The 19,859-nt window shown below is 63.5% G+C and carries 36 protein-coding genes and 1 pseudogene; 21 read left to right on the plus strand and 16 right to left on the minus strand.

Features of this window, described 5'->3' with window-relative positions; all coding sequences use genetic code 11:
• Positions 1–5: 5 nt before the first annotated feature.
• The 15 genes from EPN59_RS01595 to EPN59_RS01665 all read right to left on the minus strand — a co-directional run bounded on the left by EPN59_RS01595 (position 6) and on the right by EPN59_RS01665 (position 7,728).
• The gene (locus EPN59_RS01595; RefSeq protein ID WP_293034002.1) at positions 6–1,517 is read right to left on the minus strand and encodes a terminase; all 1,512 of its coding nucleotides are present in this window, start codon (positions 1,515–1,517) and stop codon (positions 6–8) included.
• Positions 1,517–1,888, minus strand: a complete 372-nt coding sequence (locus EPN59_RS01600) for a hypothetical protein (protein WP_293034001.1) — start codon at positions 1,886–1,888, stop codon at positions 1,517–1,519. Before EPN59_RS01600 ends, EPN59_RS01595 begins: the two co-directional genes overlap by 1 nt.
• Positions 1,888–2,070 carry a hypothetical protein gene (locus tag EPN59_RS01605; RefSeq protein ID WP_293034000.1) on the minus strand — a complete coding sequence of 61 codons (183 nt, stop codon included), beginning with the start codon at positions 2,068–2,070 and terminating at the stop codon, positions 1,888–1,890. The genes EPN59_RS01600 and EPN59_RS01605 overlap by 1 nt, the downstream gene beginning before the upstream one ends.
• A complete protein-coding gene (locus EPN59_RS01610; protein WP_293033999.1) occupies positions 2,039–2,293 on the minus strand; it encodes a hypothetical protein in 255 nt (84 codons plus the stop codon). The genes EPN59_RS01605 and EPN59_RS01610 overlap by 32 nt, the downstream gene beginning before the upstream one ends.
• Before the next feature lie 13 nt (positions 2,294–2,306).
• The gene (locus EPN59_RS01615) at positions 2,307–3,113 is read right to left on the minus strand and encodes a hypothetical protein (RefSeq protein WP_293033998.1); all 807 of its coding nucleotides are present in this window, start codon (positions 3,111–3,113) and stop codon (positions 2,307–2,309) included.
• A gap of 41 nt (positions 3,114–3,154) precedes the next feature.
• On the minus strand, positions 3,155–3,541 hold the full coding sequence (locus tag EPN59_RS01620; RefSeq protein WP_363928527.1) for a Gp49 family protein: 387 nt from the start codon (positions 3,539–3,541) through the stop codon (positions 3,155–3,157).
• Positions 3,542–3,636: 95 nt separating this feature from the next.
• The gene (locus EPN59_RS01625) at positions 3,637–4,089 is read right to left on the minus strand and encodes a DUF2829 domain-containing protein (protein ID WP_293033996.1); all 453 of its coding nucleotides are present in this window, start codon (positions 4,087–4,089) and stop codon (positions 3,637–3,639) included.
• A gap of 9 nt (positions 4,090–4,098) precedes the next feature.
• On the minus strand, positions 4,099–4,344 hold the full coding sequence (locus tag EPN59_RS01630) for a hypothetical protein (RefSeq protein WP_293033995.1): 246 nt from the start codon (positions 4,342–4,344) through the stop codon (positions 4,099–4,101).
• Complete coding sequence (locus EPN59_RS01635; protein ID WP_293033994.1) at positions 4,344–4,487, minus strand: hypothetical protein; 144 nt, start codon at positions 4,485–4,487, stop codon at positions 4,344–4,346. Before EPN59_RS01635 ends, EPN59_RS01630 begins: the two co-directional genes overlap by 1 nt.
• Positions 4,487–4,813 carry a hypothetical protein gene (locus EPN59_RS01640; RefSeq protein WP_293033993.1) on the minus strand — a complete coding sequence of 109 codons (327 nt, stop codon included), beginning with the start codon at positions 4,811–4,813 and terminating at the stop codon, positions 4,487–4,489. Before EPN59_RS01640 ends, EPN59_RS01635 begins: the two co-directional genes overlap by 1 nt.
• Before the next feature lies 1 nt (position 4,814).
• Positions 4,815–5,279, minus strand: coding sequence for a RusA family crossover junction endodeoxyribonuclease (locus tag EPN59_RS01645; RefSeq protein ID WP_293033992.1), 465 nt, complete (start codon positions 5,277–5,279; stop codon positions 4,815–4,817).
• On the minus strand, positions 5,273–5,599 hold the full coding sequence (locus EPN59_RS01650) for a hypothetical protein (protein WP_293033991.1): 327 nt from the start codon (positions 5,597–5,599) through the stop codon (positions 5,273–5,275). Before EPN59_RS01650 ends, EPN59_RS01645 begins: the two co-directional genes overlap by 7 nt.
• On the minus strand, positions 5,596–6,048 hold the full coding sequence (locus tag EPN59_RS01655; protein WP_293033990.1) for a hypothetical protein: 453 nt from the start codon (positions 6,046–6,048) through the stop codon (positions 5,596–5,598). The genes EPN59_RS01650 and EPN59_RS01655 overlap by 4 nt, the downstream gene beginning before the upstream one ends.
• On the minus strand, positions 6,045–7,073 hold the full coding sequence (locus EPN59_RS01660) for a YdaU family protein (protein ID WP_293033989.1): 1,029 nt from the start codon (positions 7,071–7,073) through the stop codon (positions 6,045–6,047). Before EPN59_RS01660 ends, EPN59_RS01655 begins: the two co-directional genes overlap by 4 nt.
• Before the next feature lie 421 nt (positions 7,074–7,494).
• Complete coding sequence (locus EPN59_RS01665) at positions 7,495–7,728, minus strand: ribbon-helix-helix protein, CopG family (protein ID WP_293033988.1); 234 nt, start codon at positions 7,726–7,728, stop codon at positions 7,495–7,497.
• A gap of 170 nt (positions 7,729–7,898) precedes the next feature.
• Here EPN59_RS01665 and EPN59_RS01670 point away from each other — a divergent pair, with 170 nt between their 5' ends.
• Positions 7,899–8,216 carry a hypothetical protein gene (locus tag EPN59_RS01670; protein ID WP_293033987.1) on the plus strand — a complete coding sequence of 106 codons (318 nt, stop codon included), beginning with the start codon at positions 7,899–7,901 and terminating at the stop codon, positions 8,214–8,216.
• A 7-nt stretch (positions 8,217–8,223) separates the two neighbouring features.
• On the opposite strand, the gene EPN59_RS01675 is transcribed toward EPN59_RS01670, so the two are convergent.
• On the minus strand, positions 8,224–8,463 hold the full coding sequence (locus tag EPN59_RS01675) for a hypothetical protein (protein WP_293033986.1): 240 nt from the start codon (positions 8,461–8,463) through the stop codon (positions 8,224–8,226).
• A gap of 117 nt (positions 8,464–8,580) precedes the next feature.
• Between EPN59_RS01675 and EPN59_RS01680 the strand changes: the two genes are divergently transcribed.
• From EPN59_RS01680 to xth, 20 genes and pseudogenes are all read left to right on the plus strand, one after another.
• Positions 8,581–9,294, plus strand: coding sequence for a LexA family transcriptional regulator (locus EPN59_RS01680; RefSeq protein ID WP_293033985.1), 714 nt, complete (start codon positions 8,581–8,583; stop codon positions 9,292–9,294).
• Positions 9,295–9,737: 443 nt separating this feature from the next.
• Positions 9,738–9,932: a hypothetical protein gene (locus tag EPN59_RS01685; RefSeq protein WP_293033984.1), complete on the plus strand. Its 195-nt coding sequence runs from the start codon at positions 9,738–9,740 to the stop codon at positions 9,930–9,932.
• Between the two features lie 10 nt (positions 9,933–9,942).
• Entirely contained in the window at positions 9,943–10,152 is a 210-nt protein-coding gene (locus tag EPN59_RS01690) for a hypothetical protein (protein WP_293033983.1), read from the plus strand.
• A 15-nt stretch (positions 10,153–10,167) separates the two neighbouring features.
• Complete coding sequence (locus tag EPN59_RS01695) at positions 10,168–10,500, plus strand: hypothetical protein (RefSeq protein WP_293033982.1); 333 nt, start codon at positions 10,168–10,170, stop codon at positions 10,498–10,500.
• Positions 10,501–10,635: 135 nt separating this feature from the next.
• Positions 10,636–11,082 carry a hypothetical protein gene (locus EPN59_RS01700; RefSeq protein WP_293033981.1) on the plus strand — a complete coding sequence of 149 codons (447 nt, stop codon included), beginning with the start codon at positions 10,636–10,638 and terminating at the stop codon, positions 11,080–11,082.
• Complete coding sequence (locus tag EPN59_RS01705) at positions 11,079–11,384, plus strand: hypothetical protein (RefSeq protein ID WP_293033980.1); 306 nt, start codon at positions 11,079–11,081, stop codon at positions 11,382–11,384. Before EPN59_RS01700 ends, EPN59_RS01705 begins: the two co-directional genes overlap by 4 nt.
• A 109-nt stretch (positions 11,385–11,493) precedes the next feature.
• Positions 11,494–11,661: a hypothetical protein gene (locus EPN59_RS01710; protein ID WP_293033979.1), complete on the plus strand. Its 168-nt coding sequence runs from the start codon at positions 11,494–11,496 to the stop codon at positions 11,659–11,661.
• Positions 11,658–13,034, plus strand: coding sequence for a hypothetical protein (locus tag EPN59_RS01715; protein ID WP_293033978.1), 1,377 nt, complete (start codon positions 11,658–11,660; stop codon positions 13,032–13,034). Before EPN59_RS01710 ends, EPN59_RS01715 begins: the two co-directional genes overlap by 4 nt.
• Before the next feature lie 53 nt (positions 13,035–13,087).
• Positions 13,088–13,930, plus strand: coding sequence for a hypothetical protein (locus EPN59_RS01720; protein WP_293033977.1), 843 nt, complete (start codon positions 13,088–13,090; stop codon positions 13,928–13,930).
• On the plus strand, positions 13,923–14,126 hold the full coding sequence (locus EPN59_RS01725; protein ID WP_293033976.1) for a hypothetical protein: 204 nt from the start codon (positions 13,923–13,925) through the stop codon (positions 14,124–14,126). The genes EPN59_RS01720 and EPN59_RS01725 overlap by 8 nt, the downstream gene beginning before the upstream one ends.
• A complete protein-coding gene (locus EPN59_RS01730; protein ID WP_293033975.1) occupies positions 14,123–14,803 on the plus strand; it encodes a lambda exonuclease family protein in 681 nt (226 codons plus the stop codon). The genes EPN59_RS01725 and EPN59_RS01730 overlap by 4 nt, the downstream gene beginning before the upstream one ends.
• Positions 14,800–15,168 (plus strand): hypothetical protein, encoded by a 369-nt coding sequence (locus tag EPN59_RS01735; RefSeq protein ID WP_293033974.1) that lies wholly within the window; start codon positions 14,800–14,802, stop codon positions 15,166–15,168. Before EPN59_RS01730 ends, EPN59_RS01735 begins: the two co-directional genes overlap by 4 nt.
• A 26-nt stretch (positions 15,169–15,194) precedes the next feature.
• The gene (locus EPN59_RS01740; protein WP_293033973.1) at positions 15,195–15,881 is read left to right on the plus strand and encodes a hypothetical protein; all 687 of its coding nucleotides are present in this window, start codon (positions 15,195–15,197) and stop codon (positions 15,879–15,881) included.
• Positions 15,882–15,917: 36 nt separating this feature from the next.
• On the plus strand, positions 15,918–16,277 hold the full coding sequence (locus EPN59_RS01745; RefSeq protein ID WP_293033972.1) for a DUF1566 domain-containing protein: 360 nt from the start codon (positions 15,918–15,920) through the stop codon (positions 16,275–16,277).
• 27 nt (positions 16,278–16,304) lie between these two features.
• Positions 16,305–16,766: a DUF1566 domain-containing protein gene (locus EPN59_RS01750; RefSeq protein WP_293033971.1), complete on the plus strand. Its 462-nt coding sequence runs from the start codon at positions 16,305–16,307 to the stop codon at positions 16,764–16,766.
• A 20-nt stretch (positions 16,767–16,786) separates the two neighbouring features.
• Positions 16,787–17,161 (plus strand): four helix bundle protein, encoded by a 375-nt coding sequence (locus tag EPN59_RS01755; protein WP_293033970.1) that lies wholly within the window; start codon positions 16,787–16,789, stop codon positions 17,159–17,161.
• Positions 17,162–17,489: 328 nt separating this feature from the next.
• Positions 17,490–18,247, plus strand: a pseudogene (locus EPN59_RS01760) (reverse transcriptase).
• On the plus strand, positions 18,247–18,696 hold the full coding sequence (locus EPN59_RS01765; protein ID WP_293033969.1) for a hypothetical protein: 450 nt from the start codon (positions 18,247–18,249) through the stop codon (positions 18,694–18,696). Before EPN59_RS01760 ends, EPN59_RS01765 begins: the two are co-directional and overlap by 1 nt.
• Positions 18,696–18,941, plus strand: a complete 246-nt coding sequence (locus EPN59_RS01770) for a helix-turn-helix domain-containing protein (RefSeq protein WP_293033968.1) — start codon at positions 18,696–18,698, stop codon at positions 18,939–18,941. Before EPN59_RS01765 ends, EPN59_RS01770 begins: the two co-directional genes overlap by 1 nt.
• A 107-nt stretch (positions 18,942–19,048) precedes the next feature.
• A complete protein-coding gene (gene xth / locus EPN59_RS01775; protein WP_293033967.1) occupies positions 19,049–19,834 on the plus strand; it encodes an exodeoxyribonuclease III in 786 nt (261 codons plus the stop codon).
• Positions 19,835–19,859: the final 25 nt, after the last annotated feature.

Below are 19,859 nucleotides of genomic sequence, written 5' to 3' on the forward strand. Positions count from 1 at the left end.
CCTTCTTATCGACGGGTATTCCAGTGATTGACGGTCTTCGGAATGGCGACCGGCTCGGGCGGCTTCTTCGGACCGAGCAGCGTCTTATGCTTCTGCCCCCACTGGCGCAGCGCATCGGCGCCGTTCGAATGCGTGTCGTGCTTCGGATAGTCCTTCCATGTGCCCGCGCGCTCGTCCCATTCCTTCGAATACTTCTCGACGTGGTCGAGGCCTTCCTTGCAGTTCTCCTCGTCGAAGAACGCAGTCGAGAGCGCCATGCGGGTCTGGTTGATGCCAACGGTGACGTCATCAATACGCGGCACGATGAACGTGCCCGTCACGCCGAGGCCGTGTAGCATCTCCTCGACTGACTGGTTTTTGTAGCCGGTACCAAGGCGCTTATGGCCGGCGTCGTGCGGCAGATACGCAGTCCCGAACGTGTAGCCGGTGTCCTTCATGATCTGCACGTAATGGTCGAGCGTGCGGCCGCTGTTCTCGTAGTAGCGCAGGAAGCGGTCCTCGGGACCGACGCGCTGATGAAACCAGATCGCGTTGAGGTCGTTCGCGCCGATGTCCCAGAACGTGTTGACGAGCACGCTGCGGTCATACGGCACGCGGCAGATGCGGCCTTCGCTGCGCAGAGTGTCGAACTGCTCGCGATACCATGCGCCCTCGTTCGCGGCCTCGAAGGCTTCGTCCGGAGTGCTCGGGAATTCGCGCTTCATGTCAGCGCCGAGGCGGCGTTTCGTGAGCACGTACCAGGCGCGCTTGCGCGGCGAGAGCGTGACGCCTGTCTTCTTCTCGATCTTCTCGAAGTACTCGGCTTCCTTGGCCGAGATCACGACGCCATCCGGATCGGTCTCGTACTCGTCGCGCACGAACCACGGGAAGAAGTGGAACTTCTCCTCGAGCGGCTGGTGATGATGGCCGATGCGCTTGCGAGATTCCTCGCACATCTTGTAGAACTCACCGTCGCGGCCTTCGGCCGTCGATTCGATGAACAGCATGCCGTCTGGCGCGAGCGCAGGGATTGCACCCGTGACGATTTCACGCGCGCGCTTCGGGTCCTCCGCACAGATCTTCCCGAACTCGGACACGTGCAGGTATTGCAGCGTGCCGGAACGCATCGACGTGCCGACACGCACGCTGCTGTTGTTCGAGAGCAGCAGCTCGGTCGTGCTATCCGTCTCGGGGAAACGTCGCTCGCGGATGCCGCTCGGCAGTCGGTCGTAGGCGAAGCGGATCTTGTCGCGGAAGATGATCTCGGCGTTCGGCTTCGTATCGGCGATGACGCCCGCGCGGATATTCGACGTGAACACGGCCTGGTCGAGGAACATCAGCTGGATCAGCGTCGAGAAGCCGAGCTGCCGCGCCTTCAGAATGACGTTGCGATAGTGCAGGTCTTCGAGGAACTGCGTCTGCTCGGCGTTCGGCCGGAACTTGACGACCTGGTTGCGCTTGTCCGTGATCCAGTAGAGGTTGTGCAACCGCCAGACGGGGTTGCCCCATTCCTCGAGCTTGAGACGCGGATCACCCATCAGGCGCGATCCTTCGGCATGAACGTCGTGCCCTCGACATCAGCAAGCAGCTCGTCGATGGGCGAGATGCCGACCTTCGCGACCACGTCGGTGCGATCGCGCCAGCCCATTTTGTTTTTCTGCCACCAGATGATCGCGGTCACATCACCTTCCATGCAGCGATCGAAGAGGCGCCCGGTCACCTTCGCATTGGCGTGACGCGAGCCCTCTACGATCGCCGCGGCGAACTCCGGCTGCTTCTTCTTCCAGTTCCGGATGGTGCGATCGCTCACGCCGAAGAAGCCGCCGAGCTCTTCCTCGGTCGCGCCGAGCAGGCAGTAGTTGCGCGCGAGCTCGGCGTATTCGGGTTTGTAGTCGGTCGGGCGAGACATCACTTGCTCCCGGTCTTGCTCACCTTCGAATACTTCGCGGCTTCCTTCGAGGCGTGCGCTTTCGCTGCGCCATGCCGGGCCTTGTCGCCCATGATTTCCTGTGCGCGGGCGAGCGTGTCAGCGTCCGATTGCGCGCGCCAGCGCTTCTCGTCAGCGGACATTGCGGGTTTGCGGGTTGCCATGACTGCTCTCCTTGTTGGCCGGAGCCGGCTTCGGCTCCGTGATGATTCCGTTCGTGTACGCGCACGCGCGCCATGCGGACCACATGACGGTGCGCAGCGTGTCGACGTGCTCCGGTGACATGCCAGGCTTCACGACCTCGGTATCGAAGACGGTCAGGAACAGCTGCCATTGCGTCTGCACCTCGTTGCGTCGCCGGGCCAGCACCTCGCGAAATTTCGACACGCCGCGCCTCCCGTTACTTGAAGATCGACTCGAGCGCGTCGAGCTCGGCGTGCAGGTCGGCCACGGCCGCGCGGTCGAACGTCCAGAGGTGTTTGCGGATCTTCTGGATGCTCTTCAACGAGCGATCAGCGAGGGATGCGGAATTTCCGAGCACCGCGGTGCCGGCCGCGAGCGATACATTCGCTGCAGACGATGCCGAGGCGTCGGCGGCTGCGCTTTCCACACCCGATGCACCGACGTTTGGGTCGTCACCAGCCGCAGCGTCTGCGGAAGCATTCGCGGCAGTACCAGTAGCGGAGTCCGCACCATCCCCATGCTCTTCCGAGTGGATGGCTGACTCCGCACCCGCGTTTCCCTCACCACCATCAGAGCCCGTGCCCTGCGCCTGCGCCAAGGGCTGCAGCTGCGACGAGCCAGCATCCGACGTCGACGATGAGAGGGATGCGATGCCCGCGCCACTCACGTTTCCCGCGTCACCGGCACCGCCGGAATCGGACTGGTTTTCCGTCGACGAGCCTGAAGATCCAGCCGCGTCGCCAGAGATCGGCGCACTCGTCGTGGAGGCGTCGCTGTGCTCGGCAAGGACCGGTGCATTCGCAGAGGCAGGGGCTTCGGCAGAGGTGACAGACTCCCCCGTTGCGGCCGTGCCAGCCTCCGCAACTTCCGGTTTTGCCACCTCCGATGCGGGCTCGCTGCTGCTCGGCGCGTTGTCGCTCTCGGCCGGATGGAGGAAGGTCTCGACCTTCTGCTCGAGGTTGTGCAGGCCCTCGACGATCTCGCCGACGATGCCCGTCGGCTGGCTGGTTTGCGTGTCGCTCATGGTGTTTTCGCGTTGAGGTTGAAAAACCGGAAGTGCGGCGCTTACGCGCCCTCGTGCAGCCGCTGCTTCAACAGGTAGCCTTCGAGCGGCCAGAACTTCTCGATGGCCTTCGCGCGCGCCACCTTGCGGCCGATCTCGGCGTCGAAGTTCTCGGGCGATGCGCACGCGCTCTCGCCGGTCACCGTGAAGCCGTTGCGCAGCACAAGCACGCAGAAGGTCAGCAGACCGAGTGACTGCCAAGGCAGTGTGGAATCGCCCTGCGACACCGGATCCGCGCCCGCGACGCCATCAGCCGCCGTGAAGTAGTGCTCGCTGACGATCGCTGCCTCGATCTCAGCCAGCGTCACGCGCGCTGCCGTCTTGCCCTTGCGCTGGATCTCCTGCTCGATCGCCTCGTCATCGCTACGCGGGGCTGCTTGAGTTGCCATGTTCATGTCCGTTTTCTCCGATTGATTCGAGGGCTGCCCGGGGTCTTACGCGCTACGTCCGCTGCCCATGGGTGCTTCCGCTCGCGGGGTGTTGGTTATTCGACGATCATCCAGTCGTCGGCCAGCATGTCGGTCTGCGAGGCGAGCCAGCCCATCAGGATCTCGCCGCCTGCCGTCTTCATCGTGATGCACGGCAGAACGTCCGCGCAGCCGTCTTCGCGCGTGTCCGCATAGTCGCGGTTCGGGCCAGCCCAGAACTTGCCAGCCGGCAGTGCTTTCGCGCCCGGCGAATACGCGAGCCACATGCCCTTGCCGTTCCAGCCCGCGCGTGCGACACGCAGACCCTTCTTCAGAGCCTCGATAGCGAGGCCAAACGGCATACCATCGGCTGGACGGTAAGCCTCCTCGAAGGCTGCCTTCGGGCTCCAGCTTGTGTAGCCATCCGGATACACAACCGAATAGCCGGGCTCGCCATGCTGCTCAGACGGGCCGTAGTTTTTGGCGCGCGGTTCAGCGTGGATGATCTTGGTTCCGATAAAGCGCTGCATCGATTGCTCCTATGCGGGTTGGCACTGCTGATCACGCCAGGCCACGAACGGCCGGCGCAGAAACTGGTGGAAGCGCTGCTCGGCAGCGCGGTCGGTGGCGAGCTGCTTGCGGCTGTCGATCTCGCAAACGGTGCGGATGAAGGCCGCGGCGGTGTCGACGTCGACCTCGCGCGGCGGGACCATCCATTGGCTGACCCAAGCGCGGAATGCTGGGTCGCGCGGAAGCATGCCGGCGAGCTGAAGGACGGATGCCATCAGTCGGCCCCCAGCGCGGATGCGAGCCGCGATGCAATGCGCACGACCAGGCGCCCGGGCAGCATGAGCAGCTGGCCCGTAAGCCAGAGCAGCGCCACGCAAGCGTTGCAGGTGAGCCAGACAAGGCAGGCGATCAGCGCCATCAGTCGCACTCTCCGCCGTCGCTGTCGCATTCGACGCGGCCAAGCGACCACTCCACGGGCGCAACGAGGAGCAGCGGCTCTGGCACGTAACGCACCGCATCCGGCCCGAGGTCGATTGTGTTCGGGTCGACGCTCTGCCAGTAGGCGCGCAGCTGCTCATTGCGATGCAGCTGCTCTTCCGCGTCGAGAGTCCCGCAGCGTCCCCGCTGGCTGCAGTAGGCCGGTGACACGCAGCGATCGCAGCGCGTGAATGGGACGGCGCCGAGACCACCAAGGCCACCTAGCATCCCGTAGATGGCCGCGCCGATGAGGTCGTAACCGAACATGTCACGCCTCCGCGAACAGTGCAGCCTGCGGCTGCTCGACGACGATCGGCGTGATCGTCACCACGACGCGGGCCTCGCCGTCGGGCTCTGCGCGCTCGGCCGTGATCCGACGCACCCAGGCGTCATCCTCGAACGCGATGCCCTTCATCGCGTCGAGAAGCACCTTCTGCGCGTTGTCGAGGTCCAGGCATTGCACCGTGTCGTCCCACGTGGCGCCGAGCTTGCGCTGACGCGTCTGCCAGTCCTGCGGCCGGTGCGGATAGAGCGTGTAGGCGATCGCGACGCGGCCCGCGATCGGCTCGCGCACACCAGCTGCACGCAGCAGCCAGCCCACCTCTTCCTTGAACGCCTTCGCCTCGGCGCTGACGTAGGTGCTGACGATCGCCGGGCCGGCCTTCGGCTTGATCACGCGCGTACGCCAATAGCGGTTCGCCGAGATCGGGTACGGCAGCTTGACGGTCAGCATGTCGCCACCTCCGCACGCCGCGCTTCCTCGACACGCCGCATGCGCTCGGCGATACCGCGCAGCACCTCGCACTCGGCATCGGTCAGCGCGAGACCAGGCGCGTTCAGCTGGATCTCGGCGCAGCGGATCGTGATCGCCGGTCGGATCGGTTCAGCGGCGACCTGGATTGCACTGAGCACGGCGTGCTGGACCGCGTCGACGAACTGCGCCGGCTTCAGCTTCGAGCGATCGATGTCGGCGATGCCGCGCGCAACGTCCCACGCATAGCGATCGAATTTTTCGGGCGGAAGAATCACGCGCGCGGGCGTAGTGGGCGTCATTGCTCGATCTCCGAGTAGTGCTGCATGGCGTGGGTCGGCCCGATGATGGGCGCGGTGGGAACGGTCGACGGAATACGCTTCTGCTCGCCGATGTCGGCCGTCGCGTTGATCAGATGCCGCTCGAGACGGAGCAGCCAGCCGCGCGCAGTGACGTCGGCCTCGCGCTTGAATCGCAGCTCTGCACCGAGTGGATGCTCCTTCAAGGCCTTCGCGGCGGTAGCCATGCGCGGCGACGTATCACCGGACAGGCTGCATGCCCGAATCGCGAGCGTCATGTCGACGACGGCAATCTCGTCCTCGCGCAGCACGCGGGTGATCGAGTCGTTGAAGACCGAAGGCTTGCCGACGTGGCAGAAGCAGAACCACTTCCCGTCCGATCCGACGGTGCCGAGCAGCGGGCAGCCGTACGCTGCGCACATGCCCCATGCTTGACCTTGGACGTCGCTCATGCCGCCGCTCCCTGCTGCTCACGCTTGCGCAGCTCTTCCCAGATCCGCTCTTTGAGCGAGTCGTAGCTCTCGTTGCCGCGGCCAGACATGCCGAGCTCGCGCGCCTTTCGGTCGATGCCAGCCGGCGATTTGTGCCAGTCGTCGTAACGCTGGTTTGCCGCCTTTGCCGGCTTAGGATTGAGCAGGTCGGCAATGATCCCGACGAGGTAGTTCGGGCCCGGGGCCTTCTCGAGCTTGCGGTTTGCGACGACCGAGAGCGCTGCGTCGAGGATCTCGTTCGTCACCCGGACGTCGTCACCCCATGCCGCGATGTTCGGATTCGCACTATTCGCGCCGACGATTCCCCGCTGTCGCAGGTAGACCGCGATCTCGATCGATCTCGAAACCGGCGAAGCGATGTTCGCCAGCATGCCGGGGCCACCTACGTTTGATGCTTGCTGCTGCTCTTCTTCTGGAGTCTGGAGTCTGGAGTCTGGAGTCTGGCTGTTGGTAGCCGTAACGTTATGCGTCTCATCCGTAACGCGTGACGCATCGTTATCCGTAACGCGTTGCGCATCAGGAATAACGCGTTGCGTCTCAGTGGCGCGTAACAGAGCGTCTTGCAGATCATCCATCGACGCATCGAACGGCATGGTCACACCAAGGCTGGAAAGCCTGTCAAACATGGCTTTGCGGCGTTCGCGGTAGCGTTTTTGACGTTCGGCTTTGCCGGAACGAGGCGTCTCATCCGTTACGCCTTCAGGCTTCACCCCGGCTGAACGGATCTCGCGCTCGCATCGATCTTGAATCCACACGTCACCGTCACTGCCCGTAACGCATTCGAAGAACTCGCATAACACGTTACGTAACGCGAGCGTCTCTTCGTCGGAACGTGCACCGATGAGACGGGCCGCTTGAGCAGCCGGAATTGCGGCCTCGCGTGTGTAGTACACGTCGAGCAGGCGGGCATAGACGCCGTGCTCGAGCAGCGACAGGTGCGCCGTATCCTTCAGATAGTCGCCGATGTGGCGCTTGTAGAAATTCACGAGCGCCTCCGGCGGAATGTGCCGTCCATCTTTGCGCGCGCACGCTCGCGATCCTGCCGGTTCGCTTCGTGCTGGCACTCGACGCAATAACCATTCAGCGTATATCGCTCGGCGATATGGCCGGCCGGACATGGTGTGCCAGTGAAGTAACGGCGCGAGCCGCGCTCAATCGCTTCTTCGCGAGACGCTGGCGCCTGTGCAGGGGTGAGAGGATTCGGGAGGTCGTTCACTTCACCGCCCGCGCAAGAAACCGACGACGAGTGCGCCGAAGAACAGCCAGCAAATGACAGCGATTGCCATGACAACCTCACAAATGACGGACGCCTTATTGAAGGCCGATTCGCACGCAAAATCGAGGGTAGGAATAGGGCAGGAATTGGCCACAAATCGGCCCTCAAAATGGCCTTGACAAAGCCGCTGTCTACTCGCTGTCATTCCGCTCGATTCCCGCCATCCGATCTAGACGCGCCTTATGTAATCTGGCAAGACGTTCCAGACCGTGCACATGGATCATGATGAGATCGCGCAAGTACTCCGAAATGCTCATGCCCTCGGCCGCTGCCAGGCGCAAGACTTCGTCTTTTGTGTCGTCATCGACGGCTGTTCGGATCTCCGCCGTCAGCTTTTTGAGCGCGCTGCTCGATTTGATCGCCATCCCTTCACCTATCTGTCTGTCGTCCACGTACGCGGCCCCGGATGAATCACGTTGCTCCCTGATGCTTCTGTCGTTATGTGGTGCTGCTTGCGGCCACTTCGGCCAAAAATCGGAGACGCCTTCAGCTATGTCAGAATCGCTGGCACTAACCAATCTCACCGGGGAAACATATGAATGCCTGGTTCAGCTTGTTCGCCTTGGTGGTATTCGCCGCCGCACTCACGCGCAACGATTGGCGCAAGCTCAGGCGACCCAAAGTCGAGCCAGCCGTAATGGACCTGCTCGTCGAGCACCAAGCCCGGCTCGATGTGCACATGGCAGCGACGCGCCTTTTGTTAAAGACGCATCCAAACCGGGACGAGGCCGCAGCGCTATTGAGCGAGGCGGCAACGCGGCTCCGCGCCAACTCCGTGCGGGAATTTCCCGATACGCACGCCGCATACAGCCAAGGGCTGGACATCGCGCTGCAGGCACTTATCGGCGAATAAGGCCGCATTACGCAGCCTCTGCGCTCGCCGATTGCACTACTGGCGCGGCGTTGGCAGCGGCTTGTGTAACCTCCGCATGTACGCGTTGGATTGCCAAAAGTGCCTTGGACGAGCAGCTCGGCTGGCCGCGCAAAATCCGGTTGACGGTCGGCTGCGAGATACCGAGACGCTTGGCCAGGGCGATTTCGCCCTCCTTCGTGGCCTCCTTGATCTCGACGAGCAACTCATTGGGAGTGCGCAGGTTCATGGCTTGACTCGAACAGTTATTCACCTATACGCAATCTATACGATGATGAATAGTTCTGTCAATGCGACACCGGATAGCGAGTTGAGAAATTCTTATTCGGTTGCGTATAGTTCGGGCATGAACCTAGCCGAACGACTCGATTTCGCGATGAAGGCCAGGCGCGTCGAAAGCCAGAGCGCGCTGAGCCGGGCGTCTGGCGTGCCGCAGCCGACCATCAATCGCATCCTGAAGGGAACGACGACCAAGCCTGATACAGATACATTACAAAAGCTTGCGGATGCCTTAGAAGTCTCACTAGCATGGCTCGTCGACGAGACTGGAGACGGCCCCCATGCGCCGAAAAGCAGCGGAAAAAGGCTCCTTCCCAAGGACAAGGGAAACGTTGTCGTATGGGATAATCCCGCCGACCTCGAACCGGATGAGGAACGAATTTGGATTGACCGGTTCGACTACCATTTTTCGGCGGGGAATGGTTTGATTCAATGGGAAGTGCGGGAGAAGAAAGCGCTGCCATTCAATGCCGCGTTTTTCAAGGCGAAGGGCGCCCGTCCGCAAGACTGTAAGCTGTTGATTCTTCGCGGCGACAGCATGGAGCCGTGGGCTGAAGACAAGAACATGATCATGATCGACGTGACGTCGACCCGCATTCTTGACGGGGAGCGATACGCGATCTACTTCGAGGACGAGCCGCTCGTCAAGCAGATATTCAAGGAGGTAGGCGGCAGCCTGCGCCTGCATTCTTACAATCAGAAATATCCCGACAAGCTTGTAGCGCCGGACAAGCTCGAATTCGTGCATATCGTCGGGCGTGTGATCTATCGCTCCGGCTGAAATCGTTTCGGGGGACACGATGAAAAGATTGATTGTGGCTGCAGCAGCGCCGCTACTGTTCGCAGTAGCGCTGCCGGCGCACGCTGAATGCGAATGTCGTTGCGTCGGCGGCCAGAACAGACCAATTTGCTCGAGCACCATGGAATTGCCACCCCTATGCCCGGTGACGATGTGTCCAATGGAGCCGCTGCAGATGCAGCCGATGGCACCTCTGTCGCTCCCTCCAATTGGAACGAGCTCATGCTCGATGCAGCAAGTTTACAATCCATACACAAGACAGTATCAATGGCAACGCCTTTGTCAGTAGTCAAGCTTCAGTGAGACCAGTGCCCGCCCGAAGCGGGCATTTTTTCGCATCAACCTATTCACTGTCGTATTGACTTATCTATTCATCGTCGTATACTTGCCTCACACCGTCACCACCCGACGCAACGAGGCAAACGATGTTCACCTTCACGATCCTGTACCAAGACGCCGAGGTCGCCTGCGCCGAAGCTGAACGCTTCGAAGATGCACGCGAGCAGGCGATCGAAGAAGCCCGCGATGGCTTCTACGCATCGGTCCTGCGCGACTGCCAGTTCTCGTCGACGAGCGACCGCGGCGTGATCCGCAAGGTCACCGGCCCGCTCTTCATCTGAGGTGCCGGCCATGACCACCGACCGCCAAACCGGCTGGACCACCTCGGCCGAAATCGACTTCATCGACCAACTCGCGAGCAAGCACAACGCGATCGCGCTGCTGCAGGGATATCTCGCGGGCATGAGCCGCCGCGTGGACTTCGGCCAGATGGATCCGCTGCGCGTGACCGCCTACGCGCACGAGCGCCTCGACGCGATGCTGCGCAAGCTCGCCGCCTGACTTCAGGAGCCAGCCATGCTCAACCCTACTGTCACCGCGCGCTCGGCCGAATTCTGGACCGACCGCCAGCTGCAGCAGTTCAACGACGCGGCCGACACTGAACATTCGCATAAAGAACTTGTCGCGCAGATCACGAAGGAACGGCTGAAGGCGAAGCTCGCCGCGCTTTCGTTCGACGACCTGATCGGCGGCATGCACAGCGTCTCGCAGGAGAAGCACGGTCGCGCGCTCCAGATTGCATTCCGCGAGTCGCCTGAAGCGTTCGGTGATCTCGTGATGACGATCATCGTGCACGCGATGAGCGAGGACGCCGAACTCGAGGCGATCACGATTGCTGGGGACTGCTGACATGGCCCGCTTCGTCATCAGCGTTCTCGCCCTGCTCGTCCTGACGCTCGTGATCCTGATCATCGACGCGATCAAGCGCATCGACAAAGACGACCACCATCGCGGCTGAGACCGCGCACCACAACGAGGGACCACATGGAAAAGATCAAGCACACGCCGGGGCGCTGGATTCGCGACCACCTGACGATCATCGCGGAAGCGAACGGCCATGTCATCGCACGCGTCGGCGATGCACATCACATGCTTCGTGGTTCCGAGAAGCGTGAGATGCAGCGGGAATGCATCGAGAACGCCAAGGTGATGCATGCGGCTTCCGACATGCTCATGGTCCTCGAACTGATCGCCGCCGAGGACGATGCAGCGCGGAATCGCAACAGGAAGCCGCTGCTCACGAGCGCCGTGCGCATGACCCTCGACGCCGCCCTGATCAAGGCCGGTCGCAAGGCTGCGCCGCAACCGCGCTTCGCCTCGACCTCGTGCTCGTCATGCGGTACCGACCTCGGCCCGGGAAACGCAGGCGTGAGCAGCTGCGCGGATCACGCGCCGGTGAAGTGCGTGCGCATCTGCGGGGAGGGTCTGTGAACATTCGCGCCCTGCTCCCGGAAGAAATGAAGGCTCGACTCGATTCGGGCGTCTGCATCTCATGCGGCCAGCCGTTCACGTCCGACAACGTGTTCACCGAGGCCGGCCGCCGCGAGGCGCAGATCTCTCAGACCTGCGAAAAGTGCTTCGACGCGCTGTTCGACGGCGAAGAGGAGGACGAGGCCGATCACACGTGGTCGCTCCAGTCCGCAACGTTCGCACATCCCGAGGTCGCGGTTTGCGTGAAGTGCGGCGCTCAGGAAGGGATGCCCGAAGAATACCAGCCGTGCGGGGGCCAGTGATGCGCTCCCTCCTTTCCCGCGACTGGCTGCCGCTCGTGGCACTGGCCGCGCTCTATTTCATCGCGGCGGCTGTGGCACCGGCTGTCGAGCTGCTGACCGGAGGTGCGAAGTGACGCCCTTCGACTACCTCGGCGCTCTGCTCGACCGCATCCACGCGCGCAGCCCGATCGCCGCCTACCTGGTCGCGCTGCTGATTGCCGCCGTGTGCGCGATCGCACTCGCCCTTCTCAACGCTGACGGATCGTCTGTCAGCACCATCCCTGTGAGGACAGCATGAGCCATGAAAACACCACCCTTACCGTCGTCGAGCGCGCGGCCGTCGCGCTGGGCGCGAGCGAGCGCGAGACGTCGCTGCGCGAGCTCGTCGCGAAATCGATCGATCTTGTCGAGATCAAGAACGCCGGCGCGCGCGACCAGGTGCACGGCGCCGCGATGACGCTGCGCACCGCGCGCACCGACATCCAGAAGGCTGCGAAGGCCGCGCGCGACGACGCGAACAACTTCTCGAAGGCGGTCATCGCCGAAGAGAAGCGCCTGATCGCGATCACCGAGCCGGAAGAGAACCGCCTGATCGCGCTGCGCGATGTGTGGGACGAGGCGCGCGAGGCCGAGCGCCGCGCGAAGCTTGAGGCCGAGCAGCGGCGCGTCGCGGCGATCCGTGCGCGAATTGACGAGATCCGGGTGGTTGTCTCGGCGGTCGCCGGGCGCCCTTCGGACTATATCAACGCCGAGATTCAGGCGCTCGTCGCGCTGTCGATCGACGTCGAGCACTTCGCCGAGCTGACCGGCGAAGCCGAAATGGCGCGCGGCACGACGCTCGACAAGCTGCGTGAGCTGCACGCGGCAGCCGTCGCGCAGGAAGCCGAAGCGGCGCGTCTTGCTGCTGAACGTGAAGCGATCGAGCGCGAGCGCGCCGAACTGGAAGCGCAACGCCAGCGCGAAGAGGCCGAGCGGGCTGAACGCGAGCGCGTCGAAGCCGCTGCCCGCGCCGATCGTGAGCGTGCCGAGGCCGCCGCGCGTGCGGAGCAGGAGCGCATCGACCGCGAGAAGCGCGAGGCCGCAGAAGCCGCGCGCCGGGCGCAGCAGGAGCGCGAAGATGCGGAGCGCCGGGCCGTGATCGCTGCCGAGGAAAAGCGGCTCGCCGAAGAGCGTGCAGAGATGGCACGCCGTCAGGCTGAACTCGATCGCGCAGAGCGCGAGCAGCGGGAACGCGAGCAAGCAGCACTGCGCGAAATGGAAGAGCAACGCGCGCGCGCCGAGCGCGAACAGCAGGAGCGTCAGCGCGCCGAGAACCTTGCCGCACGCAATGCCCCGGAACCGACAGGCGGCACGTGGTCGGTCGGAAAGACAGGCGGCTGCATCGTGACGACGGAAGAGATCGCTGGCGCACCTGGTAGCGGCCACAACGATCCCGAGTACTACGGCGGCAACCTCATCTGCGAAAGCGTCTGGCGTCCCGCCGACGCGCGCGTGCTCGCGGCAGCGCGCGAGTTGCTGCGCCTTGCGCAAACGGTCTGCGCCCTTGACGGTGATCGCATCCACCTTCCGATGGATGTGCGCGCCGAGCTTGACCGCACGATCGAAGCAGCAACCGGCGTCAAGCCGAATTCGCCTGTCGTTCGAATCGGCGACGAACAGGTCGCCGCCTAATCCACCCTCACCCACAACGCGCGGCCGAGTCTCGCGCACATGGAGAAAACGCAATGTCCGACAACGCAATCACGACCACCGGCAGCTTTGATCTGTCGCCGCGCTCGCTCGAAGAGGCGCTGCGGTTCGCAGATTACCTCGCCGACAGCGATCTCGTGCCCAAAGATTTCAAGGGCAAGCCCGGCAACGTGCTGGTGGCCATGCAGTGGGGCGCTGAACTCGGCCTCAAGCCGATGCAGTCCCTGCAGAACATCGCCGTGATCAACGGGCGCCCGGCGCTGTGGGGCGATGCGGTCCTCGCGCTGGTGCTCGCATCTCCCGCATGTGAATACATTGAGGAATGGGAAGAGAGCGGCACGGCCTATTGCAAGGCCAAGCGCCGCGGCAAGCCGGAGGACATCCAGACATTTAGCGATGAGGATGCGAAGAAGGCCGGCCTGATCGGCAAGCAAGGCCCGTGGTCGCAATACCCCAAGCGCATGAAGAAGATGCGCGCTCGGGCCTTCACGCTGCGCGACAACTTCGCGGACGTGCTGAAGGGCATTCCGATCGCCGAAGACATCATGGACATCGAGCCGGTCGAGCGCGACATCACGCCGCGCGCCACGCCCACGCAGATCGCGCAGAAGGCCGCCGACAGCACGCGCGTCGAGCGCACCGACCGGCACGCCGATATCGTCAAGCACCTCGAAGAGGTCGCCAACCAGTACGGCTCCGACGCGCTCGCCGAATCGTGGGGCAAGCTCACGAAGGAAGACCGCAAGGCGATCGGCACCGACGAGCTCAACCGCCTGAAGAAGCTCGCGGTCGTCGACGTTCAGACGCAGCAGCAGAGCGACGAAACGCCGCCCGCGGAGGACGACGGCCAGCGCGAACCAGGTGCCGACGATGAGTGACGCCATCGAAACCTACAAGGTGATGGGAGAGCACCGAAAGGCATTGCGCGCGAAATATGGCGTGCCGTGCCCGCGCTGCGCAACGGCGCGACCGAAGGCCCACCCATCGATCCTGATGCCGCAGCAACGCTGCCGCGTCGACGGCTACGTTGATCCGCGGCCCGAGCTCACCGACGAGCAATGGAGCCAGGCATGAGCACGACCATCGACCAGCGCAGCGACGCGTGGTTCGCCGCGCGCGCCGGCAAGATCACGGCGAGCCGCTTCGCGGACGCGATCTCGTTCACCGGCGGCGAGCCGGGCGACCTGTACAAATCCGGCCCGAAGAAGGGCCAGCCGAAGCCGCGCCAGTCGTCCGGCGCGCGCGAGAAGTACATGCGCGAGATCGTGTTCGAGCGGCTCGCTGAGACGTCGACGCACGAGGTCGGCGGACGCGCGACGAAATGGGGCGAGGAAGTTGAGGGGTTCGGGCGCGAAGCCGTCGAGCTCGAAACGGGCTTCATCATCCGGCAGGCCGAGTTCGTCACGCACCCGCGCTATCCGTTCATCGGCGCATCGCCGGACGGCCTGATCGAAGCCGACGGCGGCTACGAATCGAAGTGCCCGATGGATGAGGCCGTGCACGTCAACACGCTGCTGTGTGGCATGCCGGACGACCACATCGCGCAGGTGCAGGGCGGGATGCTCGTCACCGAGCGCCGCTGGTGGCTGTTCGCCTCTTACGACCCGCGCATGTGCGCCGATCTGCGCCTCTACACGCAGCGGATCGAACGCGATGACGAGTACATCAACAGCGTGCTGCTGCCCGGCCTCCTGCAGTTCGAGGCCGAGGTGAACGCCATGATCAAACGACTGAAGGAGCGTGCCGCATGAACACGGAAAAGTTTGAGCAATGGGCGCTCGTCGAACTGTTCGGCCACCAGCGCATCGCGGGCCGCGTCAGCGAGCAAACGGTCGGCGGCTGCGCTTTCGTGCGCGTCGATGTGCCGGCGTGCGAAGCGCAGGACGGCGAGACCAAGTTCCATTCGCCCGAGCCCGCCACGCAGCCGATGACGAAGCTGTTCGGTCAGGGTGCGATCTACGCGATGACGTTTGTCGACGAGCCGACCGCACGCATGTTCGCGTGCCAGCTGCGCGTGCAGCCGATCAGCACTTTCGAGCTGCGCCGCGCAATGCAGGACCTGCCGGCAATCGGCCACGACTCGCAGCGCAATACCGACGAAGAAATCCCCTACTGACCGCCCCGCGTACAGGAGATACCCCAATGAAGATGTTCGAGATCGACCGCGAGCTCGTGAAGGTCCGCAGCGTCACCAACGTGCCCGAGTTCAAGGGCGAAAAGCGCGAGCATGCGTGCTCGGTGAAGTTCGAATTCCAGACCGACAACACGGTGCTCGACGTGCTCGAGCCGGGCCTGCGCAAAGCCTTCTACGAGAAGGACAACGGCAAAGCGAAGACGAACGACGAGGGCCAGGGCGAACTGGCACTTCCGCGGCAGGATCTCGACCTGACGCAGCGCAAGCTGCCGCTCGTGCACATGCCGCTCAAGCTCAAGAAGGACTTCGCCGGCTACCGCCTCGTCTATCACTGCGGCGCGAGCGAAGCATCCGAGATCAAGCTCGGCGAGGTGGCGCTATCCGACTTCTCGGTCGACATGCAGCCGGGCGGCTCGGTGCTCGTGACGTTCAGCTCGTACTCGAAGCCGGGCGCGGACGTGCAGGGACGCATCGACCACATGGCGCAGACCGAGATCGAGATCAGCCTTCTGCCGCCCGAGGAAAAGCAGACGGACCTGGTCGACAAGGGCAGCAAGGGATCGAAGAAAAAGACCGCAGCCGAGAAGGTTGGCGGAGACGACGATCCGTTCGCCGGCAGCGACCTCGCGCGCGACGCACAGGACGAGCAGTCCGAAGGCGACGAGCAGCCCGACGAAGCAGAAGCCACCGAGTAACCGAACGCAGTTCCCTTTCATCACAAAGGAGCAACCATGCAACAGATCCAACTCCCGCCGCTCGCAGAAGGCGAGGTCTATGTCGGCGCGATCGGCGACAAGAATGGCGACTTCCACCACATCATCCTCCTGCCGGGCGATAACGCTGAGGCCACGTGGCAAGAGCAGATGGACTGGGCGAAGTCGATCGGCGGCGATCTGCCGAACCGCATCGAGCAAGCCATGCTCTGGGCGAACCATCGCGACCAGTTCGAGCAGGACTGGTACTGGAGCAACGAAACGCATCACCGTGAATCCGGTTGGGCCTGGTGTCAGGACTTCCTCGACGGCAGCCAGGACCGCAACGGCAATAGCGCCGCGCTCCGCGCGCGCGCCGTCCGCAGATTGTCCATTTAATCCTTCATCCATTTTCGGAGCATCGCAATGACGATCACGCTTGAAGCACTGAAGGCCGAGCACACGAAGTTCGGCGAAATGATCGCGGCGTTCGAGAAGCAAGCCGCCAGCGAGTACCGCGTCGAGGGCATCACGATCGCCCTCGCGCCCGGCGAGCGCTACGCGGGCCTCGTGCTCGGCGAGAACGGCGACGCCGACTATCACCTGATCCTGTTGCCCGGCGAGGCCGAGGAAATCACGTGGGCCGATGCTGTCGAGTGGGCCGAGGAACAGGACGGCTCGCTGCCGACGCGTCGCGAGCAGTCGCTGTTGTTCGCGAACCTGAAGGGCGAGTTTCAGCACGCCTACTACTGGTCGAACGAGCAGCACGAGACCAACTCCGGTTGGGCCTGGTATCAGCACTTCTACGGCGGCAGCCAGGGCGGCAACGACAAGAGCGCCGCGCTCCGCGCGCGCGCCGTCCGCAGATTTATCCCTTCGGTAATTTGATCATTTGAATTTGAGCTAGCATGGCCACCCACAACCAGCTTCCCATTTACAAGGTCGCCTACACCCTGCTCGACGTGGTGACGGACCTGGTAAAGAACATGCAGCGTGATTTCAAACGGAGCATCGGCGAGAAGATCAGCGTCGAGTGCATCGAGATCACGGTTCTCGTGTTCCGCGCCAACGTCGCGCAGGACAAAGCGCCGCATCTGATGGAACTGCTCGAGCGCCTGCAGGTGATCGAGCTGCTGCTTCGACTCGCGATGGACAAGCGGCTCATCAGTAAGCCCGCATACGCCAACGCGATCGAGCACACGACCAGCATCGGGAAGCAGGCCAACGGGTGGCGTCGCGCCGCAAATCGCCCGCTTCATGGAGGTCAAGGCCGCCATGACTGAGCGAGTTTTCAATCTGGTCGTGCCGCTGCCCCACAAGGGCACCGCCATGCGCGTAACGGATACCGACCGCCGGCGTGCGGTTCGGTCCGGCGCAGTTTCTCCGCTGATCGGCGAGGGCCTTCAGCAGAGCGACGTAGATAGCACGATCGATCCGGTTGGGCCTGGTATCAGAACTTCAACAACGGCAACCAGAACAACAACGACAAGAGCGCCGCGCTCCGCGCGCGCGCCGTCCGCAGATTGGAATGCACATGCTGGTGTCTCATTCACCGAACTCGTCGAGGCATATCTCGACTGCCGGCGCACGAAGCGCAACACCGCGACTGCGCTGGCATTCGAAGCGAACCTCGAACGCAACCTGCGGGACCTGTACGACGATCTGTCCGACGGCAGCTACACGCCGGGCCGCTCGATCTGCTTCGTCATCACGCGACCGAAGCCGCGCGAGGTCTGGGCCGCGACATTCCGCGACCGCGTGGTGCATCACCTGCTGTACAACCGCATAGGCGCGCGCTTCGAAAGCGCGTTCGTCGCGGATTCGTGCGCATGCATCCCGGGCCGCGGCACGCTGTACGCGGCAGAGCGCCTCGAGGCGAAGGTGCGAAGCATCACGCAGAACTGGTCGCGGCCCGCGTATTACCTGAAGGCGGATCTCGCGAATTTCTTCGTGTCGATCGACAAGACGATTACTACATCCGCTACGTCGACGATTTCGTGTTCCTGCATGAATCGGCCGACTGGCTGAATCACGTGCTCGCCGACGTGACGGCGTTCCTTCCCGAGCGCCTCGGCGTGCGCATCAATCCGCGCAAGACCATCCTGCAGCCGATCGATCGTGGCGTCGACTTCGTCGGCCATGTCATCCGGCCATGGGCACGCTCGACGCGCAAGCGCACGCGCAATGAAGCGCTGCGCTGCGTCGCTGCCGCGCCGGCCGACGAGCTGATGCAGCTCGCCAACAGCTATTTCGGGCTGCTTCGCCAGTCGCCGGCCAGCCATCATGATCGTGCTCGGCTCGCTAACGTCGTGCGCTCGCGCGGGAAGGCGGTCGACCGCGATTTCACGAAAACCTATCGAGGTGCGTAATGCCGATCAAACCTGAGAACCGAGGCCGCTACCCGGCCAACTGGCCCGAGATTCGCGCACGCATCCTCGCGCGGGCGGGCAACCGCTGCGAACAATGCCGCGTCGCGAACGGCGACCACATCGTCCGCGGCATCGACAAAGACGCCGGCACGTTCCAGCGCTTCGAAGGCGACGGCGAGGTCTACGCGGCCGACGACGGTCGAATGCTCGGCTACTGCAAGGCGTCGGAGTACTGCGGCAACCGATGGACGAAGGTCGTCCTCACGATCGCGCACCTGGACCACGTGCCGGAGCACTGCGACGACGACAACCTGAAGGCGCTATGCCAGCGCTGCCATTTGGCCTACGACGCCGAGCATCACCGGATCAACGCCGCCGCGACGCGCCGCGCGCGCAAGGCGATCGGCGACCTTTTCGACGCGGACACCGCGCACGCAGGAGCAAACTGATGACCACCACGCACACCCCGACCGCCAACATCACGCGCCTCGAGAAACCGGCCGCACCGAAGCCGACGGCGATCCCCAAGCTCTACCGCATCAGCGAGGTCATGCAGCAGCTCAGCGTGTCACGCGCGACGATTTATCGTATGGTTGCGGCTGGCAAGCTGCGCCTCGTGAAGGTCGGCACCCAGGGTAGCCGGATCACCGCCGAAAGCATCGATGCATTGCTATCCCCCGACGCCTCGCAGTAGGATGGGCGCCTACCCCGCGAGCGGCGGGTAGCTAGATGGGTAGCCAGAGCGCCTGCCGCCGCCAAAATCGCCCGCAAACCCTTACCCCACAAGCCGAAGAATTCTCCGTGAAGATAGCCACCTGGAACGTCAATTCGCTAAAGGTCCGTCTACAGCACGTCATCGACTGGCTCAAGGAAAGCGGCACCGACGTTCTGTGCCTCCAGGAACTAAAGCTCCCGAACGAAAAATTCCCCACGGCCGAACTCGAAGCGCAGGGTTACCGCAGCTGGTTCACCGGCCAGAAGACCTATAACGGCGTGGCGATTCTCGTGCGCGACGGTCTTGTCGTCGACGAAGCGACGGTCGTGCGCAACATTCCCGGCTTCGAGGATCCGCAGCAGCGCGTGATTGCCACGACGATCGGCGGCGTGCGCGTCGTGAGCGCATATTTCCCCAACGGCCAGGCGCCGGGCACGGAGAAGTTCGCCTACAAGCTCGCGTGGCTCGACGCGATGCACGACTGGCTCGCGCAGGAAATGCAAAGCTATCCGATGCTCGCGCTGCTGGGCGACTACAACATCGCCCCCGAAGACCGCGACGTGCACGATCCGAAAGCGTGGGAAGGCCAGAACCTCGTCTCGCCGGAAGAACGCGCGCAGTTTGCGCGGCTGATCGATCTCGGCCTCGTCGATGCGTTTCGCCAGTTCGAGCAGCCCGAAAAGACCTTCACGTGGTGGGACTACCGCATGTTCGCGTTTCGCCGCAACGCGGGCGTGCGCATCGACCACATCCTGCTCTCACCGGCACTCGCACCGCTGTGCCAGGCCGTTGAGGTCGACAAGACGCCGCGCAAGTGGGAGCAGCCGTCCGATCACACGCCGGTCGTCGCGCAACTCGACGTCGCGGGCTAAGCGGCGCGCTCCGAGCGGCGAATCT

Origin of the sequence: Paraburkholderia sp. (assembly GCF_004298475.1) — a bacterium.
Taxonomy (GTDB): Bacteria; Pseudomonadota; Gammaproteobacteria; order Burkholderiales; family Burkholderiaceae; genus Paraburkholderia; species Paraburkholderia denitrificans.